11 protein-coding genes are annotated in these 15170 nt (G+C 64.0%); all 11 read right to left on the reverse strand.

What is annotated here, in order from left to right:
- Positions 1-10: 10 nt before the first annotated feature.
- The 11 genes from iolB to AC3RCG_RS24515 all read right to left on the reverse strand — a co-directional run bounded on the left by iolB (position 11) and on the right by AC3RCG_RS24515 (position 14629).
- Positions 11-805 (reverse strand): 5-deoxy-glucuronate isomerase, encoded by a 795-nt coding sequence (iolB, locus tag AC3RCG_RS24465; protein WP_492401709.1) that lies wholly within the window; start codon positions 803-805, stop codon positions 11-13.
- Positions 802-1716, reverse strand: a complete 915-nt coding sequence (gene iolE / locus AC3RCG_RS24470) for a myo-inosose-2 dehydratase (protein ID WP_492490384.1) — start codon at positions 1714-1716, stop codon at positions 802-804. The genes iolB and iolE overlap by 4 nt, the downstream gene beginning before the upstream one ends.
- 1 nt (position 1717) lies before the next feature.
- The gene (gene iolD / locus AC3RCG_RS24475) at positions 1718-3559 is read right to left on the reverse strand and encodes a 3D-(3,5/4)-trihydroxycyclohexane-1,2-dione acylhydrolase (decyclizing) (RefSeq protein ID WP_492490385.1); all 1842 of its coding nucleotides are present in this window, start codon (positions 3557-3559) and stop codon (positions 1718-1720) included.
- A complete protein-coding gene (locus tag AC3RCG_RS24480; protein WP_492402356.1) occupies positions 3556-5502 on the reverse strand; it encodes a bifunctional 5-dehydro-2-deoxygluconokinase/5-dehydro-2-deoxyphosphogluconate aldolase in 1947 nt (648 codons plus the stop codon). Before AC3RCG_RS24480 ends, iolD begins: the two co-directional genes overlap by 4 nt.
- Before the next feature lie 12 nt (positions 5503-5514).
- Positions 5515-6504 (reverse strand): inositol 2-dehydrogenase, encoded by a 990-nt coding sequence (gene iolG / locus AC3RCG_RS24485; RefSeq protein WP_083287742.1) that lies wholly within the window; start codon positions 6502-6504, stop codon positions 5515-5517.
- Between the two features lie 70 nt (positions 6505-6574).
- Entirely contained in the window at positions 6575-7675 is a 1101-nt protein-coding gene (locus tag AC3RCG_RS24490; RefSeq protein WP_492402355.1) for a porin, read from the reverse strand.
- Between the two features lie 110 nt (positions 7676-7785).
- A complete protein-coding gene (locus tag AC3RCG_RS24495) occupies positions 7786-8619 on the reverse strand; it encodes an inositol monophosphatase family protein (protein ID WP_070290420.1) in 834 nt (277 codons plus the stop codon).
- Positions 8616-9701, reverse strand: coding sequence for an ABC transporter ATP-binding protein (locus AC3RCG_RS24500; RefSeq protein WP_492402354.1), 1086 nt, complete (start codon positions 9699-9701; stop codon positions 8616-8618). The genes AC3RCG_RS24495 and AC3RCG_RS24500 overlap by 4 nt, the downstream gene beginning before the upstream one ends.
- Positions 9698-11872 (reverse strand): ABC transporter permease, encoded by a 2175-nt coding sequence (locus AC3RCG_RS24505; RefSeq protein WP_230502165.1) that lies wholly within the window; start codon positions 11870-11872, stop codon positions 9698-9700. The genes AC3RCG_RS24500 and AC3RCG_RS24505 overlap by 4 nt, the downstream gene beginning before the upstream one ends.
- A gap of 203 nt (positions 11873-12075) precedes the next feature.
- A complete protein-coding gene (locus tag AC3RCG_RS24510; RefSeq protein WP_099410802.1) occupies positions 12076-13095 on the reverse strand; it encodes an ABC transporter substrate-binding protein in 1020 nt (339 codons plus the stop codon).
- A 247-nt stretch (positions 13096-13342) separates the two neighbouring features.
- Positions 13343-14629 carry an MFS transporter gene (locus AC3RCG_RS24515; protein WP_070290424.1) on the reverse strand — a complete coding sequence of 429 codons (1287 nt, stop codon included), beginning with the start codon at positions 14627-14629 and terminating at the stop codon, positions 13343-13345.
- Positions 14630-15170: the final 541 nt, after the last annotated feature.

Raw genomic sequence — 15170 nt, forward strand, 5'->3', positions numbered from 1 at the left:
TTGTCCTTGGTTATTTCGTCATCAGCCAGTCATGGGCCGGGTCGTTTTTAAAATGCCACACGCGTTTCGGGCCGGCCATCACGTTCAGGTAATAGCCGTCGTAGCCATACGGCACGGTCACGGGGTGGTAGCCGCGCGGCACCATCACCACGTCGTGGTTTTCCACGGCCATGGCTTCATCGATGCTGCGGTCATCCGTGTAGACGCGCTGGTAGGCAAAGCCCTGCTCGGGGTTCAGCCGGTGGTAATAGGTTTCTTCCAGCGAACTTTCGGTTGGAATATTGTCGCTGTCGTGCTTGTGCGGCGGATAGCTCGACGAATGGCCGGACGGCGTGACGACTTCCACCACCAGCAAGCCGTCCGCTGCTTCCGTCTGCGGCAGGATGTCGCACACGTAGCGGGTATTCGCACCCTGGCCGCGCACGGAACGCGTCATGCAGGAAGGTTCGATCAGGCGCGCCGGGCGGTGCGTCGTGGCCGGTGCGCTGCACAGGGCGACCTCGGCGGCGCTCACGGCCGTGATACGCACCGTGGTTTCCAGCGGCACATACACGGCGTAGGGCGAGACGTCCTCGAAGACGCTGGCGCGCTTGCCGATGCCTTCCCAGACGTGATCGCCCGCCTGCACCGTGACCGTGCCCGTCAGCACGACGAGGCACAGCTCGCGCTTGCCCGTCTCCAGGCTGATGTGTTCACCCGCCTGTAACCTGTGCGCGGCAAAGCCCACGTACGTCCAGCCGGCCGATGCGGGCGTGACCTCGACGATGGTCTGTCCCTGCCCCGCTTTCACCAGCAGCGGGCTCATGCCGCCTCCCGACCCAGGCGCGGAATCGCATCGACCAGGCGCGCCAGGTAATCGTGGCCCATCTTCGCGTATGCGTAGCTGGGGGCGACGGCCGGGTCCTGCTCCGCTTCCACCACCAGCCAGCCCGCGTAGCCGTGCAGATACAGCCGCGTCAAAATGGCCGGAAAGTCGATGCAGCCGTCGCCCGGTACGCTGAAAGCGCCATTGATGACGGCCTGCAAAAAACTCCAGTGGCCATTGCGGGCCAGTTTCACCACGTTCGGGCGCACGTCCTTGCAATGCACGTGGCAAATCCTGTCGATATGTTTATTGAGCACCGCCAGCGCGTCGCCGCCGGCAAACGTGATATGACCCGTATCAAACAACAAGCCCACTTCCGGCCCCGTCAGGGCCATCAATTGGTCCACGTCGGCCGGGGTTTCCACGTAGGCGCCCATGTGATGGTGGTAGGCCAGGCGCACGCCGTGCGCCAGCAAATGCCTGGCAAAGGCCGTCAACTTGTCGGCGTAGTCCTGCCATTGCTGCTGCGACTGGAAGCGCGGGCGTTTATACAGGGGGCGCGCTTCGCCCTGGATGGCGTCGGCCACTTCGCCGTAGACCATGACGGTGGCGCCGCTGTCGGCCAGCAGCCGCAAGTGCGGGCCGACGGAGGCGATCTCTTCTTCCACCGAGCGGTGCGCCAGGCGGCCCGAATACCAGCCCGAGACGCACGCCAGACCATATTTGCCCAGCACGGCGTTCAGGGCCGGGGCATCTTTCGGAAACTTGTTGCCCAGTTCAAAACCCACATAGCCGATCTCGGCGCCTTCCTTCAGCGCCGTTTCCAGGGGCGTTTCGCCGCCCAGGCTCGGTAAATCGTCGTTCATCCACGAGATCGGGTTGATGCCGATACGTACATTCCAGGTAGTCATTTCAATTCCTTTGTTTCAGGCGATCGTTGTCATAACGGGCGCGGGCAAGCTGCACGCCGGGCTGGATGGAGACCTCGGGCACGGCCACTTCCCACCAGCAGCCCCCCTCCTCGGTCGTGCGCGTGGCATCCGTGTCGATGCAGATCAGGTAGGTGCGGCCAGCTTCGCGGGCGCGCAGCATCGCCTGTTCCAGCTCGGCGATGTTGGCCACATGTTCGGACAGCGCGCCCAGGGATTGCGCATGCAGGGCGAAGTCGATGCGCGGTGCGCTGTCGGGCAGCATATTGTTGAACGAGGCATTGCCGCAGGCCTGCTGCAGGCGGTTGATGCAGCCGTAGCCCCGGTTGTCGAGCACGACGATGATGAGTTTTTTGTCCAGCATGACGGAAGTGGCGATTTCCGAATTCATCATCAGGTAGCTGCCGTCGCCCACCATGACGATGACTTCGGCTTCCGGCTTGGCCATCTTGACACCGAGGCCGCCGGCGATCTCGTAACCCATGCACGAGTAGCCGTATTCCATGTGGTAGCCGCCCGGCGTGCTTGTCCGCCACAGCTTGTGCAGTTCGGCCGGCAAGGTACCGGCCGCGCAGACGACGATGTCGCGCACAGTAGAATCCGGTGCGGAACGCTGCACGGCGCCGATGACTTCGCCGTCATACGGCAAGCCGGCCACTTCCCGCTTGCCCGTGATCGCCAGCACGGTGGCGCGCCAGGCATGCGCCGCCTGCTGCGCGCGGTCCAGCCACTGGCCCGCGCTATTCCAGCTGCCCAGCAGCCGCGACAGGCCCTGCAAGCCCAGGGTCGCGTCCGCTTGTACACCCAGGCCGCGGCGTTTCAGCGCATCAAAACTGTTGACGTTCAGGCTGAGCAGTTGCGCCTGCGCAAACAGGGAGTTGGAACCGGTCGTGAAATCCTGCAGGCGCGTGCCGACGGCCAGCACCACGTCGGCCTGCGCCGCCAGGCTGTTGGCGGCGGGCGAACCGGTGACACCGATGGCGCCCAGCTGCAAAGGGTGGTCCCACGGTAAAGAACTCTTGCCGGCCTGGGTTTCCGCCACGGGGATGCCGTGGCGTTCGGCAAACGCCTGCAAGGCGGCGCCGGCCTGGCCGTACAGCACGCCGCCGCCGGCGACGATCAGCGGCTGCTTCGCGTTTTTCAACAGCAACTCGGCCTCTTCCAGTTCCTGCTCGACGGGCGGCACGGCGCGGAAACGCACGGTCCTCGGCGCAAAGAATTCTTCCGGGTAGTCATATGCCATCGTCTGCACGTCTTGCGGCAGAGACAAGGTGACGGGGCCGCAGGCGGCCGGGTCCGTCAAGGCGGCAATCGCGCGCGGCAAGGCCGTCAGCAATTGCTCCGGATACACGATGCGGTCGAAATAGCGTGACAGCGGTTTGAAGGCATCGTTGACGGAGACGCTGCCGTCAGAAGCATCTTCCAGCTGCTGCAGCACCGGGTCCGGTGCGCGCGAGACGAACACGTCGCCTGGCAACAGCAGCACGGGCAAACGGTTGACGTGGGCCAAGGCGGCGGCGGTGAGCAAGTTGGTGGCGCCCGGGCCGATGGAGCTGGTGACGGCCATCATGCGCCGGCGCATGTGGGCTTTCGCATAGGCGATGGCAGAGTGCGCCATCGCCTGCTCGTTATGGGCGCGGTAGGTGGGAAATTGTTCGCGGTACTGGTACAGCGCCTCGCCCAGGCCCGCGACGTTGCCGTGGCCAAAGATGGCGAAGGCGCCGCCGAACAGAGGTTGGCCGTCCTCGGTGCGCAGCACGGACAGGTAGCGGATCAAGGCCTGCGCCATGGTCAAGCGGATGGTTTTATGGATGGTCGCGCTCATGCGGCACGCTCCAGGCGGTTGCGCGTGCGTTGCCACAAGCTGATCAGCTGCTCGAAATTGGCGCGCACGGCGGCGATCAGGCCCGCATCGTCGAGTTCGCCGGCCAGCCAGCGGCGGCTCGGTTCCTGGAAGATGGTGCGGCCCACCATGAAGCCGCGGCAAGTGGTGCTGGCACTGGCCTGTTCAAAGCTGGCGGCCAGCGCGGCGATGGGCGCGTTCAAGCCCAGTAATACCACGCCACGGCAATACGGATCGCGCTCGTGCACGAGGGCATCGATGGCTTGCCATTGCTGGGCCGACATGCTTTCCAGCTTCCACCATTCGGGATAGATGCCGAGGTTGTACAGGCGTTTCACCGCGCGATACACGGTATCGTCGTGCTGGGGCAGTGACTTGGCAGGAATAATTTCCAGCAGCAATTCATGGCCCGTGATTTGCGCCGCGTCGTACAAGCCCTTGATTTGCGCTTCCTGTTCCAGCCGGTTTTCCGGCGTATCGTCGGGATGCAGCTGCACCAGGCACTTGATCACGTGCTCCTTCGGCCACTGCGTCAACCGCGACGCCAGCGAACGGCCCCAGTCGAACTGCAAGGGATTCGAACCCGGCATCTCGACGGGACGGCCGATCCACCAGCCGCGCCCCGTCGCATCGTTGAGCGCGTCGACACCATAGCGGTCATCGATCAGCACGCCCGTGCCGCCCTGCAAGCCGCGCGCCGCCTCCGTCTGGCCCACGGCTTGCACGAACAGTTGCTTGAGCCGCGCAATCTTTGCCTCGTCGGCACCGCCCTGCTGGGCCAGCTCAAAGAATTGCGTGCGGTGATCGAACGCGAATACGCACAGTTCATTCCACTGTTTGCGCGCCACCGTCGTGCGGTGCAGGCGCGCCAGCGTGGCATCCTGGTCAGGACGGGTCAGTTTGGCCGCATTGGCCAGGAAATAGTCGAGCTCGACGGGCGACGGCATGGCCGGCGCGCAGCCGTGGCGCGACACGACGAGGGCGCCGCAGCCGTTCGCATAGCGGCAGCACGCTTCGTAATCCTCGCCGCGCAGCCAGCCTTTCAGGAATCCCGACAGGAAGGCATCGCCCGCGCCGAGCACGTTCAACACTTCCACGCGCACGCCCTGATAGTTGAACGCCTCATCGAGACCGGCAGGAATGGCCGCCTCGATGACGGCGCAGCCCAGCGGCCCGCGCTTGACCACCAGGGTTGCACCGCTCACATTGCGCACGGCGCGCAAGCTGGCCATGATGTCGGCACCGCCGCCGGCGATCATGAATTCCTCTTCCGTGCCGACGATCAGGTCGAACTGCGGCAGGATCGCCTGCAAGTGGCGCGTCACGCCTTCGTTGGAAACGAACCGCGTTTCGCCGTCCGCCTTGCCGGACAAGCCCCACAGCACGGGCCGGTAATCGATGTCGAGCACGGTGCGCACATCATTGGCGCGCGCCAATGCGAGGGCTTGCGTGCTGACGGCGTGCATGGCGGCGGTGGAAAAATGCGTGCCGGTGATCAACAGCGCTTTGCTGGAAGCGACAAAGGCGGCGTCGACGCTGGACGCTTCGATGGCCATGTCGGCGCAATTTTCACGGTAAAAGATCAGCGGGAAGGTGTGCTTGTCCTTGATGCCCAGCATGACGAGGGCGGTGAGCCGCTCGCGGTCGATGCCGACATGGCTGACGTCGCAGCCCTCCTGCGCCAAGGTGTCGGTGAGGAAACGGCCCATGTGGTCGTCGCCCACCTTCGACAGCATGGCCGACTTCAAGCCCAGCCGGGCCGTGCCGAAGGCGATATTGGCGGACGAGCCGCCCAGGTACTTGGCAAAGCTCGTCGCGTCTTCCAGGGTACTGCCGATCTGCTGCGCGTACAGGTCCACCGCCAGGCGGCCCAGGCAGATCACGTCGAGCGCGCGGCCCTGGGCAAATTCAGTCGTATTCTTCATGGCATTGTTTCCTTATGACAGTTGCACGATGCGCTGCTCGCGCCACGATACGGTGGCCGCCTCGGCCAGTTCCAGCGCTTTCAAGCCATCGTGGACGGTGGTGCGCAGCGCTGCGCCATGGGCAAAGGCGTCGAAAAAGTGCGCCATTTCGCTGGCGTAGGCGGCGCGGTAGCGTTCCAGGAAAAAGTCTTCCGGCTTGTCCACGCTGACGTTCACGGCGCCATAGGCCGTCACTTCCGTCGGCTTGTGGTTGCCCGCCTGCAACATGCCGGCGCTGCCCAGCACCTCGAAGCGCTGGTCGTAGCCGTAGGCGGCGCGGCGCGTCGTGTTGATCTGGCACAAACGTCCCTTCGCCGTGCGGATGGTCACAGCCGTGCAATCGAGGTCACCCGCCGCGCCGATGGCCGGATCGACGAGGCAGCTGCCCGTGGCGTGCACGCTGACGGCTTCATCGTCGAGTATCCAGCGGAAGATGTCGAAATCGTGGATCAGCATATCCTTGAAGATGCCGCCCGAGACCTGGATATAGCTGACGGGCGGCGGGCCCGGGTCGCGGCTGGTGACGATGAGCATCTCCGGCGTGCCGATCTCGCCCGCTGCGATGCGCTGCTTGACGGCGGCAAACGTGGGGTCGTAGCGGCGCTGGAAGCCGATCATGCACAGCACTTTTGCCTCCTTGACGGCGGCGGCGGCGGCGCGCGCGCGCTCCAGGGTCAGGTCGACGGGCTTTTCGCAAAAGATGGCCTTGCCGGCGGCGGCCGCGCGCACGATCAGGTCCGCATGCGTATCCGTGCTCGACGCGATCAGCACGGCCTTGACTGCCGGGTCGGCCAGCACAGTGTCCACGCTGGCGACGCTGGCGCCATGCAGGGCCGCCACTTCCGCCGCCGCGCCCGCATGCACGTCGACCACGTATTTCAGGCGCACGCCGGGCTGGCGTACCAGATTGCCGGCGTGAATGCGGCCGATGCGCCCGGCGCCGAACAATGCCACTTGAATCATTTCCATCTCCTTGATAGTCGGTATTGCTTGGCCCGGAAATGCACACGTGTGCAAATCCGGGCTAAAAAAGTTAAAATAGGTGGATGACGCCCAGCATTACGCCGCTGAGCTTGGCACCCTTCTTGGTGGTGGCAAAAGCATTGCCGCCAAACGTGTAGTTGGCATTCTTGTCGTTATTCGTTTGCGTGTAATAGGCATACACGGTGCTACGCTTGGACAAGTAATACTCGTAGCCCAGGGTCGCCTGCTTGGCGCCGCTGTCGTCGCCGCGCACCAGGGTGGTGGCCTTGATGGTCACGCTGCTGCCGTTGGGCGCGCTGCCCGACACGTCGCCTGCCACGCCGAAACGGCCGATGAAGGCACCGCCGCCCGCCTTGTAGGCGCCCGTGATGGTGAAGTAGTCGCGCTGCAAGTCGCCGCCGGCCACGTCATACACCATGCGGTTCCAGGCCACGCCCACGTCGCCGCCGCCGAAGTTGTAATTGCCCACGGCGCGGTACATCTTTTCGCTGAAGCCGGGACGCAAGTCCTTGTGCTTTTCATAGCCGACGGCGCCCTTGATAGGGCCGTTCACGTATTGCACGATGCCCGAATAGATGCGGTCGCCGTTCGATGCCTCGTTTTCGCTGGCGCGGTAAATCGTGGCGCTGAATCCCTGTACCACGGGCGTGCGATAGCTGACGGCGTTCGAACTGCGGCGGTTGAAGCCTTCGCCGCCCAGCTGCGAAATGTTGGCGTCATCCTGGATGCCTTCGCCCACGAAACGGTTGGTGTAGCCGTTGATCTGGCGGATCGGCGTGGCGAAGCGGCCCAGCGCGATGCGGCCATAGGCGGGGTTTTCCAGCCCGACAAAGGTATCCTTGCTATTGATGGCGCCCGTGCCATCGTCGAGCTTGGCGTTGCCTTCGATCTGGAAGAAGGCCGTGTTGCCATTGCCCAAATCTTCACGTCCACGGAAACCGATCTTCGAGGAATTGTCCGATACGCGCGACACCGACTCGCCATTCGGCGCCGTGGCCGAGCTCGACGTTTCGATACGGTCGAAGCCCGCGTGGATGCGGCCGTACACGACGACGCTCGATTCGGCCAGCACGCAGCCTGGCGCGACCAGCAACAATACGGCGGCGATCTTGTTCAACTGCATGGTGCTCTTTTTCATCCCGTTTTTCATTTTGTCTCCTGCTTGTTTTTATGGTGGTGGATTACTCATGATGCTCAACAGCGTGTTGCCACTACATGCGTCCCTCGCCGGACGCCTGTCCTCCCTTTCAGTCAATGTGTTCAGGTACAACGCGGCAAGGCCAGCGCCGCCAGTTGCGGATACAAGCGGGGGCCGCCCACCAGGATGGGGTTGCCCTTTTCCAGGCCGTTATCGGCCAGGAAATCATTGCAGCGCCCGCCCGCCTCGTTGACGAGCACGATGCCCGCCAGGCAATCCCAGGAATTGATGTGCGGCTCGAAATAGCCGATCAGGCGCCCGGCCGCCACGTAGGCAATCATCAGCGCGCCGGAACCGTTGCGGATGAACATGCCGCCCTCTTCCAGCACGTCGAGCAGGAAGGGCAAAAAGGTATCGGTGCCCACGCGGTGCGAAAAGCCCACGCCCAGCACGCCGCCCTGCAGGCTGGCCACGTCGTTGACGCGCAGCCGCGTTTCGCCCGCCTTCGCCGTCACATGCGCGCCTTGCCCCAGGCAGGCGTGGAACAGCTCGTCCGCATTCGGGTCGTATACGGCGCCGATGGCGGGCTGGCCGTCGACCAGTACGCCGATCGACACGCACCAGGCCAGCATGCCATTGACGAAACAGGCCGTGCCGTCGATGGGATCGATGACCCACACGCAGCGCGCGTCGGACGCGCCGCCGCCCCGCTCCTCGCCCACCACGGCGTCTTCCGGGAAGCGCTCGGCGATCTGCGCGCGCAGGAAATCCTCGACCATGCGGTCGGCGATGCTGACCATGTCCTGCAAGCCCTTTTCCTCGATCACCAGTTCCGTGCGGCGCTGGAACATGCCCAGCGCGATCTCGCCCGCCTGGCCGATGATGTGCCGGGCGTAGGCATAGCGTTCCAGGGTCGCCGCGTCGGCCAGTACCGCTGCCTGTGTCATATCTGTCATGCTTGTCCTCCAATGATGGCTGCGCCATGTTCGTGTACGGTCATGGCGACCGATGTGCCTTGCGTGAAAACCTGGCTCAAGTCGTGCGAGACGGCAAACAGTTCGCCGACCGGCGTCTCGAGCGTGTATTGCATTTCGCGTCCCAGGTAAGTGGCGCGCGCCACGCGCACCACCATGGCGCTGTCGGGCTGCGCGGGCGACAGCAGGATCGCTTCCGGACGCACGGCGAAACTCGCTTCGCCGCTGCGCTGGCTGCGGCATGGCAGGCGCAGCCGCAGCTTGCCCATGACGCAGACGGCCTTGCCGTCGGCCACCGACTCGATCACGCCATCGACGATGTTGGCATTGCAGATGAAATCGGCGACAAACTTGTCGGCCGGCGACTCGAACAGCTCGTGCGGCGTGCCCTTTTGCGCGATCACCTGGCGGTTCATGACGATGATCTGGTCGGAAATGGCCAGCGCCTCTTCCTGGTCATGCGTGACGTACACGGCCGTCAAGCCCAGCTTGACCTGGATGTCGCGGATCTCGTCGCGCACGCGGCGGCGCAGTTTCGTGTCGAGGTTCGACAGCGGCTCATCCAGCAGCAAGACCTTGGGCTGCAGCACTAGCGAACGGGCCACGGCCACGCGCTGCTGCTGGCCGCCCGACAACTCGTTGGGGAAGCGCGCGGCAAAATCGGTCAGGCCCACCAGGCGCAGGCTTTCCTGTGCCCGTTCGATGGCGCGTGGCTTGGTCTCGCCCGAGACGGTCAAGCCGTAGCACACGTTGTCGAGCACCGTCATGTGCGGAAACAGTGCATAACTTTGGAACACCATGCTGACGTCGCGCTCGGCGGCGGAGGTCAAGGTGACGTCCTCGCCGGCCAGCAGGATGCGCCCGGCGCTGACGCGTTCCAGGCCCGCGATCAGGCGCAGGGTGGACGTCTTGCCGCAGCCGCTGGGGCCCAGCAGGGTGACCATGGTGCGCGGGGCGATCGTGAACGACACATCGTTCACGGCCAGGGCCTTGCCGTAGCGCTTGGTAACACCATCGAATTCCAGCGCGGCAAGCTCTGTTGCTTGGGTAGTAAAGTGGTTCATGCGTAGCTCTTTTCCAGGTTGGGAACGGCGGCCGGCAGCGTTTTTTCGGCGCTGACGCGGCGAAGGCGGCGCTTGCCGACCAGCAAATGGATCAATTGGATGCACAGCAGGATGATGACGATCAGCACCGTGGCATAGGCGATCGCCGTGCCGTAGTTGCCGTTCGACACCAGGCCGATGATGTAGGACGTGGCCATGTCGTAATCGGCGCTGACGAGGAAGACGACGGCCGAGATCGACGTGATCGAACGCACGAAGCCATACACGAGGGCCGAGGCGATGGCCGGGCGCAGCAGCGGCAGGATGACCTTGCGCATGGTGGTCCAGCTGCTGGCGCCCAGGGTGATCGACGCCTCGTCCAGGCTGCCGTCGAGCTGGCGCATGGCGGCGATGCCCGTGCGCAAGCCCATCGGCATGTTGCGGAAGACAAAGCACAGGATCAGAATCGTCGCCGTGCCCGTCAACTCGATCGGCGCCGAGTTGAACGCCAGGATGTAGCTGATGCCGATGACGGTGCCGGGAATGGCAAAGCTGAGCATGGTGCCGAACTCGAACGCGCTCTTCAGGGCGAATTGTTGGCGCACCAGCAGCCAGGCCGACAGGATGCCGACAAAGGCCGTCAAGGGCGCGGCGATGGCCGAAATCGTCAGGGTGGTGAACAGCGACGGCCAGGCCTGGCCCGTCCAGTGCCAGCCGGAAGCGCCCGCCGTGATGCCGAAGGCGTCGATGTAATGGCGCAAGGTGAAGGCATTGTCCTGGCCCCAGTTATTCACGAAGCCGCCCGCCACCACGGTGCCGTAGATCAGGGCCGTGAAGGCGAACCATGGCAGGGCGATGGTCCACAAAGTGGTTTTCAGGCGCGGGTTGAGCGAAGCGTGGCCGCCGTGGTCGGCCTTGCCCGTCACCGTCACATACGATTTCTTGCCCAGCCACAGGTTCTGGATGAAGAAGGCGCCCACGGCAAACGTCAGCAGCACGATGGCCAAAGTCGCCGCGCGGCCCTGGTCGTTCGAGGCGCCCACCACGGAAAAGAAGATCTCCGTCGACAGCACGTGGAAGTTGCCGCCCAAGACCATCGGGTTGCCGAAGTCGGCCATGCTTTCGATAAAGCACAGCAAGAAGGCATTGGCGATGCCGGGACGCATCAAGGGCAAGGAGACCTTGACGAAGGTTTGCCAACTGCTCGCGCCCAGGGTACCCGACGCTTCTTCCAGCGAGGGGCTGACGCCTTCGACCACACCGATCAATGTCATGAAGGCGATCGGCGCAAAGGCCAGCATCTGCGACAGCCACACGCCCGTCATGCCGTACAGCCAGCGGCTTTGCTCGATGCCAAACAACTCGCCGACGAGGCCCGTGATGGCGCCGTTGCGGCCGAACAGCAAAATCAGGGCCAGGCCCAGCACGAACGGCGGTGTGACGATCGGCAAGATGGTGATGGCGCGCATGGGGCGTACCCAGCGGCCATTGGTGCGCGTCACCAGCAGGGCGAACACGAGACCGAGGAAGGTGGCCGAGACGCCCGTCAGCAGGGCCAGCGCCAGGGTGTTCCAGGCCACGCCGCAGCGGCCGGGACCGGCCACGCAATTGAGGCTCCAGATGCCGGGGTCCGCCAGGCGGCGCGCCAGGGCGGCGGCGCCCGTGCCGCCATCGTCCATGGGCTGGCCGGCGCTCACCAGGATCAGCGCGACGGGGAACAGCACGAACAGGGAAATGAGGCAGATGATGAGGCCGATGGCGCCGGCCACGAAGGCGTCGCCGCGGCACACGCCGCAGGCGGCGGCGCCCGAGGTCAGCAGGAACAGCAGGCACAGCGCCAGCAGCAGCGCGCCGAAACCGAGGCCGGTGCCGGCGGCCAGCGGCCCCCAGCCCAGCCATGCCAGCCACAGCAGGCCCGCGCCACCGAGGGCGATCTGGCCCAGGCCCAGGGTCTTGCGGTGGGGATTGGCGGCCACCAGCGCGGCGCTGGCGGCGATCAGGGCAAAGAACACGCCCAGCGGCCAGGCGCCGAACGACAGCACGTGCAGCACGGCCGGCGCGCCACGTTCACTGAAGAACTGGCCGTCGCGCAGCCATTCGCCGGCGAACAGTCCCGCTTCCTGCTGCTGCCAGGGCAACAGGCACAACGCTGCCAAAGCGGCCAGCAGCCAGCCGTAAAATATCTTTTTCATGAGTTTCATCCAACTATGAACGTCTGAAATTCTGTTGCGCGGTGCGCCCTGTTTTCCAGACGTTTTGAACAATTGATATAGGTTTAACGCCTGCCAAAACTGTAGCGAGCGGCAGTGAGTTGCGGCCGAGACGCGCAGCTGTGCGCTAGCACAGTGAGCATCGCAGGCTGCAAATCGCGACGCGCAGTAAGTTTTGGCGCGCGTTAATTGCCGGCAGAATAAATCTGCGTGGTCCAGCGTTGCAGCAGGCGCTTGCGCGTGTCCGACGCGCCATACTTGGCGAAGTCGTAGTTGATGGTCTTGATGTTTTCCAGGCGCGGCGAGGCGGCGGGAATGGTGGCGGCCGCGTTGGACGGGATCTGGAAAGCCAGCGCCTTGACGGCTTCGCTCTGCACGTCGGGACGCAGGGCGAATTCATAGAATTTCTTTGCCTGTTCCATGTTTTTCGCGCCCTTGACGATGCTCATCGAGCCGATCTCGTAGCCCGTGCCTTCGCAGGGCGGCAAGACCTTCACGGGAAAGCCGGCCACGGTGAGTTTCATCAGGTCATGCATGAAGCCGATGGCCACGCCCGCTTCGCCGCGCCCCACGTCCTCGCCCGGCGCCACGCCCGCGTTCGGGTATTTGCTGACGTTCTGGCCCATTTTCGCCAGGAAATCGAAGGCTTCCTCTTCGCCGAACAGCTGCACCACGGTGGCCAGCGCGTTGTAGGCGGCGCCCGAGGAGTTCGGGTTGGCCATCTCGATCTCGCCCTTGTAGGCGGGCTTGACGAGGTCTTTCCAGCATTGAGGCGGCGGCAGGTTTTTCTTCTTCAGCACGTTTTCATTGTAGGCCAGGCCCAGGATGCCGATATAGATGCCGACGGTGCGGTACTTGGCCGTCTCGGCCTGCTTGAGCGCCCACGGCTGCAGCTTGGGCAGGGTGGGCGACTTGTATTCTTCCGTATAGCCTTCGGCGGCGGCCTGCAGGTGCGGGTCGCCCGTGCCGCCCCACCAGATGTCCGATTTCGGGTTCGACGCTTCGGCGCGGATCTTCGCGTAGGCTTCCCCGGCGCTCTTCCTGATCATCGATACCTTGATCTTGCTTTCCGCCTCGAAGCGGTTCTTCATCAACTGGCACCATTCCATGTCGGCCGAGCACAGCACGGACAGGCGTTCCTCGGCGGCCATGGCCGTCATCGGCAGGGCCAGGCTTATAGCAATCGCAACATTGCGCATCTTCATCGTCTCACTCCAAGTTCGTTGTCGTTGTGGTACTTCAGACCGCACCGCTATCTTGCGGTGTCACTGTCCCGGGATGTGCTTTGTAAGGCCTTGCACTGCATTGCACACGTGTGCACACCTTACCACCAGCCGATTTTGACTGTCAACAAGAATCTCGGCAGGCGTGCGGCGTGGCGTTTTACCGACAAAAAAAGCCGCCAGCTGGTTGCAGCTGGCGGCTTTCGGATGCTCCGAGATCAGAGGTGTGTTACTGCCAGGCTTCCTTGCCCGCGCGCGGCTTGCCCACCATCAGCAAGGCGCCCAGGGTCAGCACGGCCGCCAGCGACAGGTAATAGCCCACGTACTGCAGACCATAGTTGGTGGCCAGCCAGGTGGCGATGTACGGCGCCAGCGAGGCACCGAGGATGCCCGCCAGGTTGAACGTCAACGAGGCGCCCGTGTAGCGCACTTCGGGCGGGAACAGCTCGGACAACATCGTGCCCAGCGGTCCGTAGGTCATGCCCATCAAGCCCAGGCCGACAGCCATGAAGACGGTCACTTCCCACGTCACGCCCGAACCGAACATCGGCGCGAGCACCAGGCCGAAAATGGCGATGGCGACGGAGACCCAGATCAGGGTGGCGCGGCGGCCGCGGCGGTCGGCCAGCACGGCCGAAAACGGAATCGTCAGGGCGAAGAACAGTACGGCAAACAGTTGCACGACGAGGAATTCCTTGCGCGTGAAGCCCAGCTTGGTCGTGCCCCAGCTCAGCGCGAACACCGTCATCAGGTAGAACAGCACGAAGGTAGCCAGGGCGATGATGGTGCCCAGGAACAGCATGCGGCCATGCTGGCGGAACACGGTGGCCACGGGCAGCTTGACGACTTCGTTCTTGTCGATGACTTTCTGGAAGTCCGGCGTTTCCGTGATCTTCAGGCGCACGTACAGGCCGACGATGACCAGCAGCGCGCTGGCCAGGAACGGGATGCGCCAGCCGTAGCTGAAGAACTGCTCATCGGTCATGGTTTCGCTCAGCAGCAGGAAGATGCCGCCCGACAGGAAGAAGCCGATCGGTGCGCCCAGCTGCGGGAACATGCCGTACCAGGCGCGTTTGCCCGGTGGCGCGTTCTCGGTTGCCAGCAGCACCGCGCCGCCCCACTCGCCGCCCAGGCCCAGGCCCTGGCCGAAACGGCACAGCGCCAGCAGCAACGGCGCCAGGGTGCCGATGGCGGCATACGTCGGCAGCAAGCCGATGATGACGGTGGAGATACCCATGGTCAGCAGGGCCGCCACGAGAGTGGCCTTGCGGCCGATGCGGTCGCCGAAGTGGCCGAACACGGCCGAACCGATGGGGCGGGCGAAGAAGGCGATGGCGAACGTGGCCAGCGATTGCAGCACGGCGGCCGACGGGTCGCCGGCGGGGAAGAACAGTTTGGGGAACACCAGCACGGCGGCGGTGGCGTAGATATAAAAGTCAAAGAACTCGATGGTGGTGCCGATCAGGCTGGCGAACAGCACCGTGCCGGGGGAATTTTTCTTAGGGGGGGTGCTCATTTACTGCGCTCCTTGGGGAGGGTGTCTAAAGGCCATTCTCTGGATGTTTTTTCAGGCAGCAGCACAGCACGTTGTCTAGGCGCGCGGTTCACATATCATAGCTGTGCGCGGGCGTATTTGCTGCGAAATTGCTATTAAATTCGCAAACAAATTCCACGCCGCAACACGCCGTTGTTAACGGCAGACAACGGTGTACCAACGCGCGCTAACGCGCCGTGATCAGTGCTGATTTAGAGAAACAACGGTCGTGCGCCATCCGGTTACCCGGGGCACGGCAGGAAAGGCGTCAGGGGATGGGCGACGTGTATCAGGCCCGGCGTATCGCCAGGCATTCCGTACCAGACCCGCGCGTCGGCATCGCGGCATCGGTCATTTGTGGTGAATCCTTGCCTGCGGCCCCTCCGGGTGGAGCGGGCCGGCGATGATCGCGCTGCATCACGAAGGATGCGGTTGATCTTGCTGTAAGCGGCTTATCATACGCGCAGTGCTGCGGTGCGGCAAGAAGTTGTGATGGAGCATGTACGGTGGTGTCGGCTTACGC

The organism is Janthinobacterium sp. GW823-FHT01H08 (assembly GCF_058797855.1).